This window comes from Kitasatospora sp. SUK 42, from assembly GCF_015776785.2.
Taxonomy (GTDB): domain Bacteria; phylum Actinomycetota; class Actinomycetes; order Streptomycetales; family Streptomycetaceae; genus Kitasatospora.
On sequence record NZ_LFMD02000007.1, the window covers coordinates 246,395 to 266,010 of the forward strand.

18 protein-coding genes are annotated in these 19,616 nt (G+C 73.4%); 5 read left to right on the forward strand and 13 right to left on the reverse strand.

What is annotated here, in order from left to right:
• Positions 1–58: 58 nt before the first annotated feature.
• The gene (locus RZ50_RS22820; RefSeq protein ID WP_308272079.1) at positions 59–1,027 is read right to left on the reverse strand and encodes a polysaccharide deacetylase family protein; all 969 of its coding nucleotides are present in this window, start codon (positions 1,025–1,027) and stop codon (positions 59–61) included.
• A gap of 223 nt (positions 1,028–1,250) precedes the next feature.
• Between RZ50_RS22820 and RZ50_RS22825 the strand changes: the two genes are divergently transcribed.
• Together RZ50_RS22825 and RZ50_RS22830 are read left to right on the forward strand one after the other, a co-directional pair.
• Positions 1,251–2,900 carry a CehA/McbA family metallohydrolase gene (locus RZ50_RS22825; RefSeq protein WP_217680796.1) on the forward strand — a complete coding sequence of 550 codons (1,650 nt, stop codon included), beginning with the start codon at positions 1,251–1,253 and terminating at the stop codon, positions 2,898–2,900.
• 199 nt (positions 2,901–3,099) lie between these two features.
• On the forward strand, positions 3,100–3,594 hold the full coding sequence (locus RZ50_RS22830) for an ATP-binding protein (RefSeq protein ID WP_196947175.1): 495 nt from the start codon (positions 3,100–3,102) through the stop codon (positions 3,592–3,594).
• Between the two features lie 30 nt (positions 3,595–3,624).
• Here the strand turns inward: RZ50_RS22830 and RZ50_RS22835 are convergent, their stop codons facing one another.
• On the reverse strand, positions 3,625–4,083 hold the full coding sequence (locus tag RZ50_RS22835) for a DinB family protein (protein WP_196947182.1): 459 nt from the start codon (positions 4,081–4,083) through the stop codon (positions 3,625–3,627).
• Between the two features lie 76 nt (positions 4,084–4,159).
• The gene (locus RZ50_RS22840) at positions 4,160–5,068 is read right to left on the reverse strand and encodes a hypothetical protein (RefSeq protein ID WP_196947176.1); all 909 of its coding nucleotides are present in this window, start codon (positions 5,066–5,068) and stop codon (positions 4,160–4,162) included.
• Positions 5,069–5,276: 208 nt separating this feature from the next.
• On the opposite strand from RZ50_RS22840, the gene RZ50_RS22845 reads away from it, so the two are divergent.
• Complete coding sequence (locus tag RZ50_RS22845; RefSeq protein ID WP_196947177.1) at positions 5,277–6,089, forward strand: class I SAM-dependent methyltransferase; 813 nt, start codon at positions 5,277–5,279, stop codon at positions 6,087–6,089.
• 35 nt (positions 6,090–6,124) lie between these two features.
• Here the strand turns inward: RZ50_RS22845 and RZ50_RS22850 are convergent, their stop codons facing one another.
• From RZ50_RS22850 to RZ50_RS22860, 3 genes are read right to left on the reverse strand one after another with little or no spacing between them, the layout of a single operon-like run.
• Positions 6,125–6,877, reverse strand: a complete 753-nt coding sequence (locus tag RZ50_RS22850; protein ID WP_217680797.1) for an endonuclease/exonuclease/phosphatase family protein — start codon at positions 6,875–6,877, stop codon at positions 6,125–6,127.
• Between the two features lie 58 nt (positions 6,878–6,935).
• Positions 6,936–8,687: a dihydroxy-acid dehydratase gene (locus RZ50_RS22855; protein WP_196947179.1), complete on the reverse strand. Its 1,752-nt coding sequence runs from the start codon at positions 8,685–8,687 to the stop codon at positions 6,936–6,938.
• On the reverse strand, positions 8,684–9,604 hold the full coding sequence (locus tag RZ50_RS22860; protein WP_196947180.1) for a hypothetical protein: 921 nt from the start codon (positions 9,602–9,604) through the stop codon (positions 8,684–8,686). The genes RZ50_RS22855 and RZ50_RS22860 overlap by 4 nt, the downstream gene beginning before the upstream one ends.
• A gap of 173 nt (positions 9,605–9,777) precedes the next feature.
• On the opposite strand from RZ50_RS22860, the gene RZ50_RS22865 reads away from it, so the two are divergent.
• Complete coding sequence (locus RZ50_RS22865) at positions 9,778–10,752, forward strand: zinc-binding dehydrogenase (RefSeq protein WP_217680798.1); 975 nt, start codon at positions 9,778–9,780, stop codon at positions 10,750–10,752.
• Positions 10,753–10,796: 44 nt separating this feature from the next.
• On the opposite strand, the gene RZ50_RS22870 is transcribed toward RZ50_RS22865, so the two are convergent.
• Positions 10,797–11,567, reverse strand: a complete 771-nt coding sequence (locus RZ50_RS22870; protein WP_308272083.1) for an inositol monophosphatase family protein — start codon at positions 11,565–11,567, stop codon at positions 10,797–10,799.
• Positions 11,568–11,629: 62 nt separating this feature from the next.
• Between RZ50_RS22870 and RZ50_RS22875 the strand changes: the two genes are divergently transcribed.
• The gene (locus tag RZ50_RS22875) at positions 11,630–12,430 is read left to right on the forward strand and encodes an IclR family transcriptional regulator (protein WP_196947540.1); all 801 of its coding nucleotides are present in this window, start codon (positions 11,630–11,632) and stop codon (positions 12,428–12,430) included.
• A gap of 50 nt (positions 12,431–12,480) precedes the next feature.
• On the opposite strand, the gene RZ50_RS22880 is transcribed toward RZ50_RS22875, so the two are convergent.
• The 6 genes from RZ50_RS22880 to RZ50_RS22905 all read right to left on the reverse strand — a co-directional run bounded on the left by RZ50_RS22880 (position 12,481) and on the right by RZ50_RS22905 (position 19,481).
• A complete protein-coding gene (locus RZ50_RS22880; RefSeq protein WP_196947541.1) occupies positions 12,481–13,260 on the reverse strand; it encodes a carbohydrate ABC transporter permease in 780 nt (259 codons plus the stop codon).
• 9 nt (positions 13,261–13,269) lie between these two features.
• Positions 13,270–14,148 (reverse strand): carbohydrate ABC transporter permease, encoded by an 879-nt coding sequence (locus tag RZ50_RS22885; RefSeq protein ID WP_196947542.1) that lies wholly within the window; start codon positions 14,146–14,148, stop codon positions 13,270–13,272.
• Positions 14,145–15,470: an ABC transporter substrate-binding protein gene (locus RZ50_RS22890; protein WP_196947543.1), complete on the reverse strand. Its 1,326-nt coding sequence runs from the start codon at positions 15,468–15,470 to the stop codon at positions 14,145–14,147. Before RZ50_RS22890 ends, RZ50_RS22885 begins: the two co-directional genes overlap by 4 nt.
• Positions 15,471–15,565: 95 nt before the next feature.
• Positions 15,566–16,690 carry an ABC transporter ATP-binding protein gene (locus RZ50_RS22895; RefSeq protein ID WP_196947544.1) on the reverse strand — a complete coding sequence of 375 codons (1,125 nt, stop codon included), beginning with the start codon at positions 16,688–16,690 and terminating at the stop codon, positions 15,566–15,568.
• A 155-nt stretch (positions 16,691–16,845) separates the two neighbouring features.
• Positions 16,846–17,724 (reverse strand): hypothetical protein, encoded by an 879-nt coding sequence (locus RZ50_RS22900; RefSeq protein ID WP_196947545.1) that lies wholly within the window; start codon positions 17,722–17,724, stop codon positions 16,846–16,848.
• A gap of 317 nt (positions 17,725–18,041) precedes the next feature.
• Positions 18,042–19,481, reverse strand: a complete 1,440-nt coding sequence (locus RZ50_RS22905) for a DHA2 family efflux MFS transporter permease subunit (RefSeq protein ID WP_196947546.1) — start codon at positions 19,479–19,481, stop codon at positions 18,042–18,044.
• Positions 19,482–19,616 lie beyond the last annotated feature (135 nt).

Sequence of the window (19,616 nt, forward strand, 5' to 3'; positions counted from 1 at the left end):
GGCGTCCGCGTCACATGGCGTCCGCGTCACATGGCAGCGGCGTCACATGGCGTCGGCTTCACAAGACGTCCGAGAGCCGGACGAACCGCCGCCCCGCCGCCAACAGCCCCGGCACCGCCGCCACGACCCCGGGGGCGGTGCCGCCGCCCGGGTGGTTCATGTGGCAGATGACGATCGAACCCGGCGGCGCCGACGCCACCTCCTCCCGCACCTCGGCGGCGCTCATCGTCGCCCCGCCGTCCCCGTTGACGGTGAAGCCCGCGACGCGTTCGCCCAGGTCGGCGACCACCCTGGTGGCGATGTCGTCGTAGTGCGCGGTGCCGGAGCGGAAGAACCGGGGCGGACGCCCGAGCAGCCCGGTCAGCTTGTGGGCGTTGCCCACGACCTCGTCGTACACCTCGCCGACGCTGCCGGTGCCGGCGATGCCGTACGCGGAGCGCCCGGCGACGGAGAGCGGGCGGTGCACGGTGCCGTGGTTTCCTATCTCGAACAGCGGCTCGGCGGCGAGCTCGTCGAAGACGTCCGGGTTGGCGTCGATCCAGCGGGCGTTCAGGAAGAGCGTGGCCGGGACGTCGTGCGCGCGCAGGAAGTCGATCAGGTCGGCGTCGTAGCCGTTGCCGCCGGGGCCGCCGCAGGCGTCGAAGGTCAGTGCCGTGGCCCGCTCGCCCGCGGGCAGTCTGGTCGTCACCCCGGCGATCTCCATCCCCCATGCGCTCGGTGCCAGCCCCCTGTACCGGGCCACCACCTCGGCCCGGGTCGGCTCGGGGGGCGCCGTCGGGGTCTCGGCGGAGGGGGCGGCCGAGGGGGTGCCGGAGGGCTCCGTCGACGATATGCCGAACGGGCTGGCGGTGTCGGTGGCCGCAGGGCTGTCCGACGGCCCGGCGGGCGGGGATGCGGACGGGGATATGGAGGCGGATATCGGCGACGAGGTCACTCCGCTCCGCTCCGGGACCCGCCGGGACCCGCACCCCACCAGCGCGCCGCCCCCGGCCACCGCCACCAACAGCGCCCGACGACTCAGTGCCACGCCCGCCTCCCGGTCCATCGCCTCGCCATATCGGCGCATTAGTCGTATTAACGGACTACAGGACTATGAACCGACCGATTGTCACCCGCCGCAACTCGCCCGCAGCCCGTACCGGACCCCCTTTCACCGACCCGCCCCACCCTCGTGGGGCCCCTCTCACCCCCGGTTCACCTCCCGGGGTACGCACGCGATCGGACCCGCCCGCCCGAGCCCGGAGGCCCCGATGCCCGCCGACCCCGCACAGCCCCCGACACCCTCGCCATCCCCTGAGCCGGCCCACCCCGGTCAGCCCTCCCAGCCCACTGATCCCGCCCACCCCGGCCGCCGCGACCTGCTCCGCACCGGCCTGGCCACCGGTGCCGCCACCGCCCTCGGCCTCGCCGCCACCACCGGCTCGGCGGCCGCCGCCCCGGGCCCGAACCCCGGGAAGCCGGCGCCCGCCGACCGGACCCTCACCCTCACCGGCCACCTCCCCACCGGCGCCCCCGACTTCGTCCACCTCCCCTTCGAAGTCCCCGACGGCGTCCGCGAGATCGCCGTCTCCTACGGCTACGACAAGCCTCAGGTCCCGGCCGGCACCCCCGGCAACTCCTGCGACATCGGCATCTTCGACGCCCGCGGCACCGACCTCGGCGGCCCCGGCTTCCGCGGCTGGTCCGGCGGCTTCCGCACCGAGTTCAGCCTCGCCCGCGACACCGCGACCCCCGGCTACCTCCCCGGCCCGATCGACCCGGGCACCTGGCACATCGTCCTCGGCCCGTACCAGGTCGCCCCGCAGGGCCTGGACTACCGGGTCCAGGTCACCCTCCGGTTCGGCGCACCCGGGCCCGAGTTCACCCCGCACTACCCGCCGGAGCGCGCCCGAGGCCGCGGCCGGGCCTGGTACCGCGGCGACTGCCACCTGCACACCGTCCACTCCGACGGGCGGCGCCTGCCCGAGGAGGTCGCGGCCGGAGCCCGCGAGGCCGGGCTGGACTTCATCGTCTCCACCGACCACAACACCAGTTCCTCGCACGCCGTCTGGGGCCCGCTGGCCGGCCCCGACCTGCTGATCATCCCCGGCGAGGAGATCACCACCCGCAACGGCCACTGGCTGGCCCTCGGCCTGGAGCCCGGCCAGTTCGTCGACTGGCGCTACCGCTCCCGCGACGAGGAGTACCCGCGCTTCGCCCGCCAGGTCCACCGCTCCGGCGGCCTGGTGGTGCCCGCCCACCCGTACTGCCCGTACGTCGCCTGCCAGTGGAAGTTCGGCTACGAGCAGGCCGACGCCGTCGAGGTGTGGAACGGGCCGTGGACGTACGACGACGAGTCGGCCGTGGACACCTGGGACTCCCGGCTCGCCGTCGCCCTGCGGGACGGCCGCTCCTGGCTGCCCGCCATGGGCAACAGCGACGCGCACAGCGTCCCGCAGGTGATCGGCTCCCCGCACAACGTGGTCCTCGCCGAGGACCTCACCCGGGACGCGGTCCTCGACGGGCTGCGCGCCGGGCGCAGCTGGCTCGCCGAGTCCTCCGCCGTCCGGCTCGACCTCACCGCCACCGGCCACGGCCGCCGGGCGGGCATCGGCGAGGAGCTGACCGTCCCGGCCGACGCCCCGGTGGACGTCCGGCTCACCGTCTCCGGCGTGCCCGGCGGCACCGTCCGGCTGATCACCGACGAGGGGCAGCTGCACCAGGAGTCGCTGCCCGCCGACGGCTCCGGCACCGTGGTCTGGCGCACCACCGCCTCGCTCGCCGCCTACGTCCGGGCCGAGGTGCGCCACCCCAGGGCGGACGGCACACCGGGCAAGGGCAACTCGATGGGTCCGGACCTGCCCTGGGGCCCGATGGCGGCGCTCACCAACCCGATCGTGCTGCGCGCCGAGGAGCGCTGACGGGCCGCGGCGACCCGCCCACGGACCGGGAGGGGGACGACTCGGACCACTCGTTTGGACTAGGTTGATCCCCGAAACGCATCAGTCGTAGGGACGAGGCGGTCGGCTGTCCGGTTCCGGGCCGACCGGCTCCTTCGCACTCCCACCGCCTCGCCCCGGCTACCCGTCCGTCCCCGGCCCCGCGAAGGGATCAGCAGCTGTGAACCGTACGACCGTAGGTGGGCCGGAGCTCGGGGGCGGCCGGGGCGCCGGGGGCGTCCTCGTCCTCGTCGACCCGACCGGGGCCGGAGACAGCCCGGTCGCGGGGCTGCTCGCACAGGAGCTGCACCCGAGCGTCCACCTGCGGACGGACGACTTCCTGCGGGTCATCCGCAACGGCCACCTGCCGCCCCACCTCCCCGAGGCCGGGCGCCAGAACGCCACCGCCCTCGCGGCCACCGCCCAGGCCGCCTTCGCCTACGCCACCGGCGGCTACCAGGTCATCGTCGAGTGCCCCGACACGCCGTCCACCCTCGACACCTTCCGCCGCGAGAGCCGCACCACCGGCGCCTCCCTCCACTACGTCGTCCTGACCACCACCCCGCCCTCCCCCGCCGACCCGCACAGCCTCGACACCACCAGCCTCACGCCCGAAACCACCGCCAAGTCCGTCCTCACCGCCCTCGCCGCCCACACCCACCTCCTCGGCTGGTAGGGCGGCGGGGCTGGGGCTCAGAGGGCCGCGCTACGCGCCGACGGTGCCGTCGATGGCTTCGCGGAGGAAGTCGGCGTGGCCGTTGTGGCGGGCGTACTCGTGGATGAGGTGGAGCATCACCAGGCGGAGGGAGACATCGGCGTTCCAGCGGGGCTGGTGGCCGGTGATGTCGAGGGTGGGGGCCGCGAGTTCGATGCGGCGGGAGTGCTCGACCTCGGCCTGCCAGACGGCGAAGGCCTCGGCTCGGGTGGCATCGGTGGCGTCGTAGGCGGCCTGGTAGTCGCCGGCCTCGGACCAGACCAGCGGGAGGTCCTCGCCGTTGATGACCCGGCGGAACCAGGTGCGCTCCACCTCGGCCAGGTGCCGGACCAGCCCGAGCAGGGTCAGGGTGGACGGCGGGCTGGCGCGACGGCGCAGCTGTTCGTCGGTGAGGCCCTCGCACTTCATGGCGAGGGTCGCCCGGTGGAAGTCCAGGAAGCCGCGCAGCATTTCGCGTTCGTCGCCGGTCAGCGACGGTACGGGGCGATTGTCGGTGTTCACGGGGCGTCACTCCTCGCGGTGGGCGTCAGGGGTTGGAGGGGCCGGGGGTGCGGGTGTCGGGGATGAGCTCCATCATGTCGGCGAGGCGGCCGGTCTCGCCCTGCGGCGGCGCCGCCAGTGCCGGGCCGCCGCCGAGGTTCGCGTAGCGGACGACGATCGCCTGGTCCGGTCCCTCCTTCTCGCCGTACGCACGGTAGCGGACGAGTTCCTGCCGGTCGTTCAGCCAGAGGTCGACGGTGAGGCTGCCGCTGCGCTGCAGGGCGTTCCGGAAGCCGGTGGTCCGATGGCCCGGCTCGTCCCCCTGGTCGAGGCCGGGGATCGTGGCCAGGACGGTCTTCGCCTCCTCGACCACGCGGTAGCGGGTGAGCCGTTCGCCGTCGACGGTCTCGACGGCGCCCGGGGAGGCGCCCGCCGTCCGCGCGGCGTCAAGCTGGGCGACGGGGTTCATCACCCGGGAGAGGAGGAGCATGACGGCGTTGCTCGGGGACGCCCGCCAGGGGACGTCGCCCACCTTGTACCACCGCGGCCCGGGCGGGGCGGTCGCGGCCGTCGGCTCGGTGAGCCCCACGTAGGCCTCGGCCCCGACCACCCTGGTGCGCAGCCGGGTGTCCGGCGTGTCGGCGGTGTACTCGATCGCCGCGTCCGCTCCGCTCCAGGCGAGCCCGCCGGCGCCAGGGGCGAGGCCGTGCCCGGTCGGTGCGGCCAGGGTGAACGTGCCGTTCCCGGCCTTCCGCATCACCTCGGCCGCGGCCTTCAGCGCCTCCTCCGGGCCCTGCACCTCGGAGCTCCGCGTCTGCGCCGGCCCGCCCGCAGCAGTCCCGCCCGCAGGCGGCCCGTCAGCGGCCGTTCCGCCGCCGGTCGTTCCGCCGCCGCCCTGGCAGCCGACCAGCACCGCCGCCGCGATCGCCACGGCCACCACCCGCCCCGTTCGCATGCCGCCCGCACCCTCTCGACCTTGATCACCGTTGGATTCCCGGCGGACTGTAGCGAACGCGCCGCGCGGCCCGGTAGCGCTTTTCCCGGGCCGCGCCGGCCACCGATCGCCGGCCGTCACGTAACGTGTTCGCACCAGCACAGGTTTGGGTACGTACCCCGGCGCGCCCGAACGCCGGACGCCAATCGAGCAGGAGACCCCGCGGCCCATGGACCACAACCACATCCCTCCGACCGTGCGCCGGACTTACGGCACCGACGATCTGGCCAAGGCTGCCAGCTTCGCGGGCGGATTCATCAATTTCGGTGACTGGCAGGGCATCGACCTGACCGCCCCGACCCCCGAGGACCGGGTGCACAGCCAGGAGCAGCTCTACCGGCGGGTGTTGCGGGCCTTCCCGGAGCCGCGGGTGCAGTTGCGGCTGGCGGAGGTCGGCTGCGGGCGCGGGCTGGGTGCGGCGCTGGCGCTGCGGGAGTTCCGCTTCGCGGCGGTGACGGGCGTGGACATCCACCCCGACCAGATCGAGCGCGCCCGCGCCGTCAACGCCAGAGCCCTGGCCACCTACCCGGACCGGCTCGCGTTCACCCTCGGCTCGGCCGCCCAACTCCCCTTCTCCGACGGCTATCTGGACGGTGTCTTCTCCGTCGAGGCGGCCCAGCACTTCCGCGAGCTCACCGGCTTCGCCCGCGAGTGCGCCCGTGTCCTGCGGCCGGGCGGGCGGCTGGTCGTCACCACCTTCTTCTCCGCCCCAGGCCCCGAGGTCGCCGAGCGCCTCAAGATCCTGCTCGCCAGCTTCGCCGACGGACTCGACGTCGCCCACCCCCTCGGCGACTTCACCGCCGACCTCACCCGCTCGGGGTTCACCGACGTCACCGCCGAGTCCATCGGCACCGACGTCTGGCCGGGCCTGGACCGCTACCTCACCGACGCCGTCCCCGCCGCCCACTGGAGCCGCAACTTCCTCCCCGCCTGGCGCTCCGGCCTCCTCGACTACCACCTGGTCACCGCGACCCGCACCTGACCCGCACCCGGGCCGGGTCGCGCCGCCCCGCCGGTTCAGCCGAGGTCGAACTCCGCGACGACGGGCAGGTGGTCGGAGGCCCGGTGCGCGAGCTCGTCGTCGACCACGGTGAACTCGCGGCAGCGTGCGGCGAGTTCGGGCGTGGCGAGGAGGTAGTCCAGGCGGGCGGAGGCGCCGGGGGCCTCCTCGGCGGTCGCGATGCGGCTGGGGTAGGTCGGCCGCGGGGCGCCGGATTCGAGGTCCGTCCAGCCCCGGGCTGCCAGCAGGTCGGCCGGTCCGGTGTCCACCCGGCCGTCCGCGGTGGTGGTGCGCAGCCTGAGCGTCCTGGCCAGGGCCTCGTGCGTGCCGGGGAGTTCGGCCCTGGAGAGGCTGTTGAGATCGCCCATCACCACCGAGTGCGGCGTGAACGACGCGGCGCCGGCGACGGTCTCCGCCTCCGCCAGCCGGAGGACCGGCGAGAACGGGTGGAGGTGGGTCATGACGAAGGCGACCTCCCCGATGCCCGTGCGCAGCACCACCTCCGCCCTGCCGTTGAACATCCCGGCCGACTGGGTGTCGACCCGGACGGCCTCCAGTTCGGGCCGGTGCAGCAGCGCCACGTGGTTGCCGCTGGGGGCCCGGTTGAGGACGCCGGTCAGACCGAGTTCCCCGGCGAAGCGCTCGAACGTCCCGTCCGTGTCGAAGCCCGCACACTCGCACAGGCCGAGGACGTCGGGGCGCTGCTCGCGGATCACCGAGAGCAGCGCCCCGGTGCGCCCCTCTCCTCCGTCGAGGATGTTGTACGCCATCACGCGCATGGTGGGTTCCCTGGGAGTGTCGGGCGGTCCGGGAGGACCGGCGGCCGTCTCACGAGCGCCCGATCACGGGCGGCACCATCCCCAGGTGCCCCTCGGTGGGCGCCCGGAGGAAGTCGAGGTCGCAGCCCTGCGGGGCCTGGGTGACGTGCCGCCGGTACAGGGCGGGCCAGCCGCGCAGGTGCGGGGAGGGCGGCGGTGACCAGGCGGCGCGGCGGCGGGCCAGCTCCTCCTCCGGGACGTCCAGGTCGAGCCGCCCGGCCGGTACGTCCACCACCACGGTGTCGCCGGTGCGGACGAGGGCCAGCGGCCCGCCGACGGCGGCCTCGGGGGCGGCGTGCAGGAGGACGGTGCCGAAGCTGGTGCCGCTCATCCGCCCGTCGGTGACCCGCACCATGTCCGTCACCCCCCGCGCGGCCAGCTTGGCGGGGATCGGCACCATGCCCCACTCGGGCATGCCGGGCACCCCGACCGGTCCGCAGCCGGTGAGCACCAGCACCGTCTCGGCGGTGACGTCGAGGTCCGGGTCGTCGATCCGCGCCCGCATCTCCTGGTACGAGGTGAAGACCAGCGCCGGACCGCGGTGGACGAGCAGCGACGGTCCGGCCGCCGAGACCTTGATCACCGCGCCGTCCGGGGCCAGTGAGCCCCGGACGACGGCGAAGGCGCCGCCGCGGCGCAGCGGGTCGGTGAGCGGCCGCAGTACGCCGGAGGGCCCGGGCGCACCGGCGGCCGCCGCGCCGAGGGCGGTACCGGCCACGGTCGGCGCGTTCCGGTCGAGCAGGGGGCCGAGTTCGCGGACCAGGGCCGGTACGCCGCCGGCCGCGTGCAGGTCCTGGACGAGGCCGGCGCCGGAGGGCTCGACGTCGGCGAGCACCGGCACGTCCGGACGGACGAAGTCCTCCGGCGCGATGTCCAGGGCCAGCCGCCCTGCGATCGCCGCCAGGTGGATGATCGCGTTGGTCGAGCCGCCGATCGCGTTCAGCATCGCGATGCCGTTGCGGAACGCCGTCGGGGTGAGGATCTGCGAGGGGGTCACGCCCTCGCGGACGAGTTCGACGGCCCGCCGCCCGGCCTGCTCGGCCAGGGCCTCGGCGGCGGGGTCGCCGGCCGGGACGGTCGCCGAGCCGGGCAGTGCCATGCCGAGCGCCTCGGTGAGGATCGCCATGGTGGAGGCGGTGCCCATGGTGTTGCAGGCGCCGAGGCCGCAGGAGAGGCATCGTTCGACCTCCGCCCAGCCGGTGTCGTCGAGCCGGCCGGCGCGGTGGTCCTCCCAGAGCCGCCACAGGTCGGTGCCGGTGCCGAGCCGGCGGCCGCGGTACACGGCCGCCGGGCGGGCGCCGCCGGTGACCATGACGGCCGGCAGGTCGGCGCTGGCGGCGCCCATCAGGGCGCCGGGGACGGTCTTGTCGCAGTTGGCGAGCAGGACGACGCCGTCGAGCGGGTTGGCCCGCAGGGTCTCCTCGACCTCCATGGCGAGGAGGTTGCGGTAGAGCATCGCGGTGGGCTTCATCAGGTCCTCGCCCAGCGACATGACGGGGAAGCGCATCGCGATGCCGCCCGCGGCGGTGATGCCCCGGCGGACGGCGTCGACCAGGCCGGCCAGTGGCAGGTTGCACGGGTTGAGGTCGCTCGCGGAGTCCGCGATGCCGATCACCGGGCGGTGGTCGTCGGGGTCCATCGCGACGCCGATCGAGCGCATCGCGACGCGGTGCAGGACGGCCACCTCGTCGCCGCCCGCGAACCATTCCCGGCTTCTCCGCGCGTACGGTTCCCGGCTCCGCCGGTCGTCGTGGTCGCTCACGGCTCGGGCACCCCCAGGCCCTCGGCGCCGGGGCCGGACTGGACGAGGGGGACGCCCGAGCGGTCGATCCACTCCCGCGCGACGGCCGCCCGGTGGACCTTGGCCGCCGCGATCGCGGCGGCGTCGGACGCCAGGTGCTCGCCGGCCGGGTAGAGGTTGCGGGCGTTGCGCAGCCCGAACTTGACGTACATCGGCGCCCCCACCGGCGCCAGTTCGGCCACCTCGTGCCCGCGCACCACCCCGGCGAGCCAGTCGGGGGACTCGACGTAGAGGTCGATCGGCAGCGTGGTCGCCGCGCGCAGTTCGGCCAGCTGTCCGAGGGTGATGTCGCAGGGCACGTTGACGGTGTGCGCGCCGAGCCGGGCGAGCTGGCGCATGGCCACGGGGTTGGAGGGCGCGATCAGCACGGAGGCCTTCCAGACCACCGACGCCGGGATCTCCCCGGCCGCCTGGAGCCCGCTCAGCACCTCCAGCAGTCCGAGGTCGGAGACCAGGAAGCCCCGGATGCCCTGCTCGACGGCGCGCAGCACGTCCTCGACGGCGTGGCGGAGCTGGCGGGTGCCGCGCAGCTGGCCCGCGAGCGCGGCGCCGTCGGCCGAGCGGGAGTGGTTGCCGGTGTCGTAGCCCTCGCGCGGGCCGACGAACAGGGAGACCTCCAGGCCCCGGTCGGCGCCGATCCGCGCCATCTCGGCCAGTTCGGCCCGGGTGAGGAGCATCGCGCCGCTGCCCTGCGAGACGCGGTTGACGGTCACGCCGAGTGCGTCGCCCGCGGCGAGGGTGGCCCGCAGGACGTCCGGGCCCTCGACGCTGGGGATCTCCACCCGGTAGTGGGCGCCGTCGGGGAAGCGGAGTTCGCTGGGCGGCGGGACGGGCTCGGCGCTCAGTCCGAGTCCGGCGACGATGTCGGTGCCCCTCATGCGCTTCCTTTCGCGTCAGGATTCAGGGTGATGTTCTGTGTCACAGAACCTGGTTTCACCACACGATCGAGAGCCAAGCACCACGGCTCACCGATCGTCAAGACCGTTATGCTGAATGGCAGACCACTGTTCTGCATGACAGAACACGGAGCCATGATTCGAGGAGACCGACCGTGCGAGCCCTCCGCGTCGACCGCCCCCACTCCGTCGCCCTCACCGAGGAGCCCGCCCCCGGGCCGGGCTCCGACGAGCTGCTGGTCCGCCCCCGCGCGGTCGGCCTCTGCGGCACCGACCTGGAGCTGATCGACGGCGCCGTCGACCCCGCCTACGTCCGCTACCCGCTGGTGCTCGGCCACGAGTGGTCCGGCGTGCTGGCGGACGGGACCGCGGTGGTCGGCGAGGGCATCGTCCCCTGCCGCGCGTGCGCCGCCTGCGAGCGCGGCGCGACCAACCTGTGCGCGACGTACGACGAGCTCGGCTTCACCCGCCCCGGCGCCGCGGCCGACGAACTGGCCGTCCCCGCCCGGCTGGTGCACCGGCTCGCGCCCGGGGTGGACCTCGCCGAGGCGGCGCTGGTCGAGCCGATGGCCGTGGTGCTGCGCGGCCTGCGCCGGGCCGCGCCCGAGCCGGGGCTGCGCGCCCTGGTCGTCGGCGACGGCACGATCGGCCTGCTGGCCGCCCATCTGCTGCGGCTCTGGTCGCCCGCCGAGATCCGCGTGCTCGGCCGGCGCCCGGAGCAGGCGGGCCTCGTGGCGGCCGCCGGCGCGGACCGGTTCGTACTCGACGCCGAGGAGGCGGGCGGCGGCTACGACCTCGTGGTCGAGGCGGCGGGCGCCCCGGAGGCGGTGCGGACGGCGCTCGGCGCGGCCGGGCGCGGCGGGCGGGTCCTGCTGCTCGGCCTGGCCGGCACGGGCCGCACGGCCGCACTGCCGATCGACGACACGGTCAACGGCGACCTCACCGTCCTCGGCAGCTTCGCCTACACCTCGGAGGTCTGGCGGGAGGCCGTGCACCTGCTGAACACCGGCGAGGTGGCGCCGGGCTTCGTGATCACCCACCGCTTCCCGCTCGCCGAGGCGCGGCGGGCGCTGGCCGTCCTGCGCGGCTGCAACGGCCCCCGGGGGAAGGTGCTGCTGACCCTGCCGTAGCTCCGGGTGACGGCCCGCCGGACGGCGCACCCGGCTCACCCGGCTCACCCGACCGCCCGGCGCAGCGCGGCGGCGATGCCCGGAGCGGCGGCCAGGACCAGCTCCCCGTCCGGCGGGCCGCCGCCCGGCCCCTCCACGACGGCGCCCGCCTCCCGGGCGATCAGCGCACCCGCCGCGTGGTCCCAGGGCCCGAGGCCGCGCTCGTAGTAGCCGTCCAGCCGCCCCGCCGCGACCGCGCACAGGTCGGCGCAGGCCGAGCCACTCATCCTGACGTCCCGTACGTCCGGGGCGAGTTCGGCGAGCACGGCGAGCTGCCGGGCGCGGGCCGCGCGGTCGTACGCCAGGCCGGTGGAAACCAGCGCCCGGCCCAACCGGGTCTCGCCGCTCGCCCGCAGGGGCCGTCCGTCCAGGGTCGCGCCCCTCCCCCGGGCGGCGGCGAACACCTCGCCCGCCGGGAGCGTCACCACCGCTCCGGCCTCGGCCGTCCACGCCCCCGGCCACCCGCTCACCACCGCCACGCTCACCGCGCACGGAGCGGAGCGGTACAGGTGGTTGACCGTCCCGTCGATCGGGTCGACGATCCAGGTCAGCCCGCTGCTCCCGGGCCGGTGCCCGCTCTCCTCGCCGAGGAAGCCGTCGAGCGGCCGCGCGGCGAGCAGCGCGTCGCGGATCAGTGCCTCGGCCTCGCGGTCGGTGGCGGTCACCACGTCCAGCTCCGAGGACTTGGTCGCGACCACGAAGGCCTCGCCCGCGCGGCCGCGGACGTACGCGGCGCCCTCGCGCGCGACCTCGGTCGCCAGCGTCAGCAGGTCCACGGACCCTCCTAGAATGTTCGGCAGGGAAGAATCAGGTTCCACAGGACAGGACGGGGACGGCGATGACGGACACCACGGAGAGCGGCGAGAAGCGGACCTACGCGGTGGGCAGTGTGGTCCGGGCACTGCGCCTGGTGGACCTGGTCGCCGAGGGCCCGGCCGAGGGCGTCACGCTGACCGAGCTCACCCGCGGACTCGGCACCTCCAAGTCCACCGCCTACTCGCTGGCCCGCACCCTGGTCGACGCCGGCTACCTGCGCGACGTGCAGCCCGGCCCCCGCTACCGGCTCGGCATGGCCCTGGTGCGGCTCGGCGACCGGGCGTCCGCCGCGCACCCGCTGGCGGACGTGGTCAAGCCGGTGCTGCACGAGCTCAGCCGGCAGACCGGGATGACCGCGCGCGCCGCGATCAACGACGACGGCTACCCGATGTTCATCGCCCGGGTCGACGCGCCGGGCACCATCCGCTTCCACACCCCGCTCGGCGTGCGCGAACTGCCGCACACCTCCGCCGCCGGCAAGGTGATCCTCTCCCTGCTGCCGGCCGGGGTGACCGAGCGCGTCGCCGAGGAGACCGGGCTGCCTCCGCGCACCCGCAAGACCATCACCTCGGCGGCCGAGCTGCGCGCCGAACTCGACCTCACCCGGGGGCGCGGCTACGGCGTGGACGACGAGGAGGACTCCGACGGCGTCCTCTGCGTCGCCGCGCCCGTCTTCGACCACACCGGTACGGTCTTCGGCGCGCTGTCCGTCACCGGGCTCAAGGGGGACCAGTCGGTGCGGCAGATCACCGAGCTGGGCGGGGTGCTGACCGAGGCCGCCGACCGGATCACCCGGGCGCTCGGCGGCCACCGGGCCCTCTGAGCACCGGCTGCGGCCCCGCGGCCCCGGGCCCCGCACGGGCCCCGGGCCCACTACTTGATCCCCGAGCGCAGGAAGCTGTTGATGAACTGCCGCTGCCCGATCAGGAAGAGGGCGAGCAGCGGCGCCGTGACGATCACCGTCCCGGCCGCCATCCTGGGCACGTCGATGCCCGTCTCCGGGGCCAGGAAGCGGACGAGGCCGACCGTCACCGGGCGGGTCTCGTCCGACACGGCGACGATCAGCGGCCAGAGGAAGTTGTTCCACTGCGTCGAGACCGAGACCAGCGCGTACGCGACGATGCTCGGCCTGGCCGCCGGCACGAACACCTTCCACAGGATGCCGAGCCGCGACACCCCCTCGATCTGGGCCGCCTCCACCAGTTCGTCCGGCACCCCGAGGAACGCCTGCCGCAGGAAGAACACGCAGAACGCGCTGGCCACGTAGGGGAGTCCGACCCCCGGGAGGGTGTCGAGCAGCCCGAAGCCGGCGATCGTCCGGTAGTTCTCCGACATCAGGACCTCGGGGAAGATCATGAGTTGGACCAGGACGAAGGCGAACAGCGGCCCCCGCAGCGGGAATTCGAACCGTGCGAACGCGTAGGCGGCGAGCACGCCCACCACCAGCTGGGCGGCGGTGATCCCGGTGACCAGCAGCGCGGTGTTCAGGTAGTAGCGGCCGAACGGCGCGGCCTGCCAGGCCGAGGAGAGGTCGGCGGTGCCCGACTCGAAGGCACGGACGAAGACGTAGAGCAGCGGGGCCGTCCAGAGCAGGCCGGCCAGCCACGCGAGCGCCGTCTCGACCCGGTCGGGCCAGCTGACGATGCGGTCCACGGGGGGCTCCTAGCGGTAGTGGATCCGGCGGTCCAGCAGACGGATCTGCAGGACGGCCAGGGCGACCAGGACGCCGATCACCAGCAGCGAGATCGCGGCGCCGTACTGCGGCCAGTGCTGGGCGAAGGTCACCCGGTAGATGTAGTAGAGGAGCAGGTTGCTGGCGTTGTCGGGCCCGCCCTGGGTCATCACGAAGACGAAGTCGACCATCTTGATGCTGTCGGCGAGCGCCACGATGGCGGCGAACAGCGTGGTCGGCATCAGCAGCGGGAAGGTCACCCGGCGGAAGTGGGTGAACCGTCCGGTGCCCTCCAGCAGGGAGGCCTCGTCCAGTTCGGGGTCGATGGCCTGGAGGCCGGCCAGGTAGAAGATCATGAAGAAGCCGGCCTCCTTCCAGACCATCATCGCCATCAGGGAGGGCAGGACGAGAGCGGTGTCGCCGAGCCAGTCCGGCCCCGTCACCCCGAACCAGCCGAGCACCTCGTTGATCACGCCGATGTTGGGCTGGTAGAAGTACAGCCAGATCACGGCGACCGCGACCACCGGCAGGATCGCCGGGGCGAACACGCCGGCCCGCAGCAGCGCCTTGCCCTTCAGGGCGCGTTGCAGCAGGACGGCGAGCAGCATCGCGAGGGCCAGCGAGACCGGGACGGTCAGCACCGAGAACAGCAGGTTGTTCACCAGTGCCTTGCGGAAGACCTCGTCCTCGGCCAGGAGGCGGTAGTTGTCCAGGGTGGGCCCCTCGTCCCGGCGGTCGTACAGGCTGCTGACGACCGTCGAGACGAGCGGCTTCACCGTGAACAGGACGAGGAAGGCGAACGCGGGCACCAGCAGCGCGTACGCGAACACCTGGTCCGGGAGCCTGCGCGGCGAGGTGCGGGGCTTCACCGGTGGGTCTTCAGAACGGCGTCGATGTCGGACTGGGCCTTGTCCAGCGCCTTCCGCGGGTCGGCGCCCTTGAGCAGCACGGACTGCAGCGCGGGGGCGAGCGTCTGGTAGACGACCCGGTCGCGGTCGGGCGTGGCCATCTCGGGGATGGCGTCGGCGACGGCGTCGTGCGGGGCCTTCGCCTGCGGGTGCTTGGCAAGGTGGGCCCGCATCGCCTCGGTGTTCCAGGCGGCCTCGGAGGTCGCGATGTAGCCGGACTTGATCGAGACGTCCGCGGCCCGCTCCGGGGTGGTGAGGAACTTCGCCAGGGTGACGGCGGCCTCCTTCTGCTTCTTGGAGACGCCCGCGTCGAAGAGCATCAGGCTGCCGCCGCCGGTGGGCGCGCCCTTTCCGGCGCCGGCCGGGAGCGCGGAGACGCCCCAGTCGAAGCCCGCCTTCTCCTGGATCGAGCCGATCCGGCCGGAGGTCGTCCAGAGGATGCCGGTGGTGCCGGCCAGGAAGTCGTCGGTGGAGGTGCCCCAGGCGACCTCGGTGGTCGGGGCGATCTTCTGGGTGCCGAGCGAGGCCCAGAACTCCAGCGCCTTGACGTTCTGCTCGGAGTTGACGGTGACCTTGGTGCCGGCCCGGTCGCTGATCGCGCCGTCGCCACCGGCCTGCTGGACGAGCGCCTGGTAGAGCCAGTACGCCGTCCCGGTCGAGGTCGGAATGAACAGGCCCCACTTGGCGCCGGCGCCGCTCTGCACGGCCTTGGCGTCGGCGACCAGCTCGTCCCAGCCGGCCGGCGGCTTCTCGGGGTCGAGGCCGGCCTTCTTGAAGTAGTCCTTGTTCCAGTACTGGACGATGGTCGAGCGGGCGAAGGGGATACCCCAGACCTGGCCGTCCGCGCCGACGGAGTTGGACATGAACTGCGGGTAGAAGGAGTCCTTCCACTTCCTGTCGGCGTCGCTGGTCAGGAACGGGTTCCAGGCCGTCACGGCCTTGCGCTCGACCAGGTCGTGCATGAAGGACTGGTCCATGATCGCCAGGGCGGGCGCCTTCCTGGCGTCGATCGCGGTGTTGACGGCCGCCAGCGTCTGGTCGTAGTCGCCGGAGTAGACGCCCTTGACCTTGATCTCGGGGTGCTCCTTGGCGAAGTCCTTGAGGTAGCCGTCGATCAGCGTGCTGAGGGTGCCGACCTGGTCGGGGTAGTAGAAGTCGATGCTGACGACGCCGTCCTTCGCGCCGTCACCGCCCGAGCCGCCCGAGGCCGAGGAGCAGCCGGCGATCGCGGTCAGCGCGAGCGTCGTTGCGGCGAGCGCTCTGGTGCGGGGAGAGAGGGCCACGGGGATCTCCTGGTGGTCTGTGCGTTGGTGCTTCGGTGCGTTGGTGCTTCGGCGCTTCGGTGCGTTGGTGCGTTGGTGCTTCTGCGCGCGGGGGTTCAGCCCGTGGCGCCGACGAGGCGGCGGGCGTCGAGGCGCGCGCCCGTCCGGCGGTCGAAGAGGTGGCAGGCGGTGTGCCGGGCGCCGAGGCGGTCGCCGCCGGGGCGGTGCTCGTCCGCGCGGACCCTGACCTGCACGGTCCGGGTGCCGACCCGGAAGGCGATCAGCCGGTCCGCGCCGAGCAGTTCGTCCCGGATCCGGACGGCCGGCAGGGTCAGCTCGCCCGGGCCGGGCACCAGGTCCTCGGGGCGCACGCCCAGGACGAGCTCCTCGGGCAGCTCGTCCGGCAGGCCCTTGAGCAGGCCGGCCGCCTCGATCCGGACACGGTCCCCGTCGCCCTCGGCGCCGTCGAGGACCAGCCAGGTGCCGTCCCGGCGGACGTCGAGCAGGTTCATCGGCGGGGAGCCGATGAAGGAGGCGACCCGGACGGAGGCCGGGCGGGCGTACAGCTCCTCGGGGGCGGCGATCTGGTCGATGCCGCCCTCGCGCATGACGATCACCCGGTCGGCCATCGTCATCGCCTCGACCTGGTCGTGCGTCACGTACAGGACGGTCAGCCCGAGCCGCTGCTGGAGCTCGCGCAGTTCGGTGCGCATGTCGGCGCGCAGCCGGGCGTCCAGGTTGGACAGCGGCTCGTCCATGAGGACGAGTTCGGCCCCGCTGACCAGGGCCCGCCCGAGGGCGACCCGCTGGCGCTGGCCGCCGGAGAGCTGGGCGGGCCGGCGGTCCAGCTGCTCCGTCAGGCGCAGCTGGCGGGCCGCCTCGGCCAGTCGCGCGTTCCGCTCGGCCCTGGGCACCCGGCGGGACCTGAGGCCGAAGAGGATGTTCTCGGCGACGGACAGGTGCGGGAAGAGCGCGTAGTTCTGGAAGACCATCGCCAGCCCGCGTTCCGCGGCGGGCACCCGGGTGACGGAGCGTCCGCCGATCCTCAGGTCGCCGCCGTCGGCGCGTTCCAGGCCGGCCACGATCCGCAGGGTGGTGGACTTGCCGCAGCCGCTCGGGCCGAGCAGGGCGGCGAACTCGCCGCTCGGCACGGTGAAGTCGATCCCGGTCAGTGCCTGGTGCCGGACTCCCCTGGCTCCCTGGTAGGTCTTCGAGATCTGCTCCAGTACCACCTCGGGCATTCCCGCCCACCCCTCACGTTCTGCGGTGTTCTGCATGTCCGAACACCGATCTGCTTTCCTGAACATGTTGGCGCGCCACCCGGTCGTCGCGGCGGCGCGCCGACGACCTGCCGATGAAGTCCGGGTGGCCGCTCGGAGCGGCCGACCCGGACGGCTCAGCCGGTCTTCGTGTAGTGCTGGAGGTAGAGGAATATCGACTTCCAGCCCGAACCGACGTGCACGATGTGCAGCTGACCGCCGGAGGGGCCGAGGTCCCAGGCCGCGATGCCCTGCACCTCGTCGCCCGGCTCCACGTCCTGGTGGAACTCGTAGGCGACCTGGCCGGTGTTCGCGTCGATCGAGTAGACGGACTTGCCGCTGTCGTCGACCGAGGCGTAGAGCCTGCCCTGCCACATGGCCGCGCCCTGGATCCGGCTCAGCGGCTGGGACAGGGTGATGGTCCGCTGCACCGGGAGGGTGCTGCCGGCCGGCAGGTTGAGCAGGTCGGCCAGGCTGTAGGCGAGCAGGGTGTTGGTGCCGTTGGCGGCGCTCTGGTTCCACGGCGCGGTGTAGACCAGGCCGGCGGCCCCGTCCACGGCCACCCACGGCACGCCGCCGGGCATCCTGTCGAGCGGCAGCTGGACGTAGCGGCCGGTGTAGCTGAGGTCGCTCGCGTTGTAGAGCGCCAGCAGCGGGTGCTGGTAGTTGTTCTTGCCGTCCTCGATCGGCGCGATCACGTAGCCGCCGTAGTACTCGACGTCGCCGATGTGGTCGCTCTTGTACGGGGAGCTGAGCGACGACGGGATCGGGAACGCCGAGGAGGCGACCTCGCTGTCGTTGGAGATCGTCGCCTTCACCATGCCGCCGGGCCCGGCGTAGTAGAAGTACGTGCCGTCGGTCGCCACGCCCTGGCCGCGCTCCAGGGCGTTGAACCCGGTCCACCGGTAGTACTGCGCGGTCCGCGTCCACGTCGCGGCCTGCGCGGGGGTGGCCGCCGCGACGGCCACGGCCGCCACGGCGGCGACGCTGATGCTGATCCTGCCCAACTTCTTCACAGCCACTCACCTCTGCCTGTTCGGGGTGCTGGTGCTCGATGTCGTCCGATGCGGTGCTCTTCGACGATGCACGCCTGTTCGATGTTCGGCATGACAGAACCGAGTTCTCTATCGCCAAAAGGATTACAACAGGGCCGTTCCGGCAGGGTCAACGGGCGGTAGGTGAACGTCAGATGTCACCGGGCACCGGGCCCTCCGGGGACGATCGAGCCCGCCCGGGACTCCCCGGGGAATCCCGCACACGGCGAGGCCCCGGGTGCCGGGGCTCCTCGGCGAGGAGTCCCCGGCACCCGGGGCCGTGCGGAGCCGACGTGCGGTCAGACGGTCTCGGGATCCTTCAGGGCCGCGGTCGCGTCCGGGTCCGCGGCCGGGCGCCGCCTGCCGGGGGCGAACAGCGCGGCGGCCATGCCGACCGCGGAGGCGACAGCGCCCAGCGCCAGGGCGGCCCGGAAGCCGTCGATGGCGGAGCCCGAGTCGTCGTAGCCGCCGTTGGCGGCGAAGACCACGCCGAGGAAGGCCACCCCGAACACCCCGCCGACCTCGCGCACGGCACTGTTGGAACCGGAGGCGATGCCCATGTCCTCCGGGGCGACCGAGCCGAACACCATGGTGATGGTGGTGGGCAGACACATCGCGATGCCGACTCCGCCGAGGATCAGCGGCACGACCAGGGCGCCGTAGCCGGTGTCCGGACCGGTCACACCGGCGATCCAGGCCAGGCCGACCGCCTGGAGCAGCAGGCCGCCGACCATGAACGGCCGGTTGCCGTACTTGTCGGCGAAGCCACCGGCCAGCGGGGCGACGACCATCGGCATGGCGGTCCAGGCGAGCAGCCGCAGGCCGGTGCCGAGCGGCCCCTGCCCGAAGCCGACCTGGAACAGCTGGGAGAGGATGAACAGCGCGCCGATCAGCGCGAAGTGCTGGAAGAACGCCGAGATGTTGGCGACCGTGACTCCGCGGCTGCCGAACAGGCGCAGCGGCAGCAGCGGGTGGGCGGTGCGGCGCTCCCAGGCCACGAACAGGATCAGCAGCAGCACGCCGGCGGCCGGCGGGAGCAGGACCTCGGCGCTGTTCCAGCCGGTGTCGGGGGCGCGGACGGCGGCCCAGACCAGACCGAACAGGCCGGACGAGGCGAGCAGCAGGCCGACCACGTCGATCCTGGGCGCGGTGCCGTAGCTCTCGCGGAGCAGCACGGCGGACAGCACGGTGGCGGCGGCGCCGAACGGCACGTTCAGCCAGAAGATCCAGTGCCAGTCGAGGCCTTCGGTGATGAAGCCGCCGGCCACCGGGCCGGCGGCGACGGCGAGGCCGGAGACGCTTCCCCAGATGCCCATCGCCCAGCCGCGCCGCTCCGGCGGGTAGGCGTCACCGAGCAGGGTGAGGCTGACCGGGATGGCGATGCCGGCCGCGACGCCCTGGAGCACCCGGCCGAGGATCAGCACCTCGACGTTGCCGGCGACGGCGGCGAGCGCCGAGGCGAGGGTGAACAGGGCGAGCCCGAAGACGTAGACCTTCATCCGGCCGAACCGGTCACCGAGGGCCGCGCCGGTGAGCATCAGGCAGGCGAACGCCAGGTTGTAGGCGTTGATCGTCCACTCAAGGTCGGCGAGGCTCGCGCCGAGTTCGGTGCGCATGGTGGGCAGTGCGGTGACCACCACCATGACGTCCAGTGAGGTCAGGAAGGCGCAGACCGCTACCAGTGCGAGCGCCCAACCCGGGCGCACCGGGCGGTTGGTGGAGTCTGTCCTGGTTGTCACGACGTAACCTCCGCGGGTTCGGGACCGGCGCCCTGGTGACAGTGCGCCCGGCTGTCGACTTCGGGAACAGTAGCAGGCACTCCTAATTTCTAAGTAGCGATGCTTCAGAAGAGAAGAAACCCGGGGATATGCTGG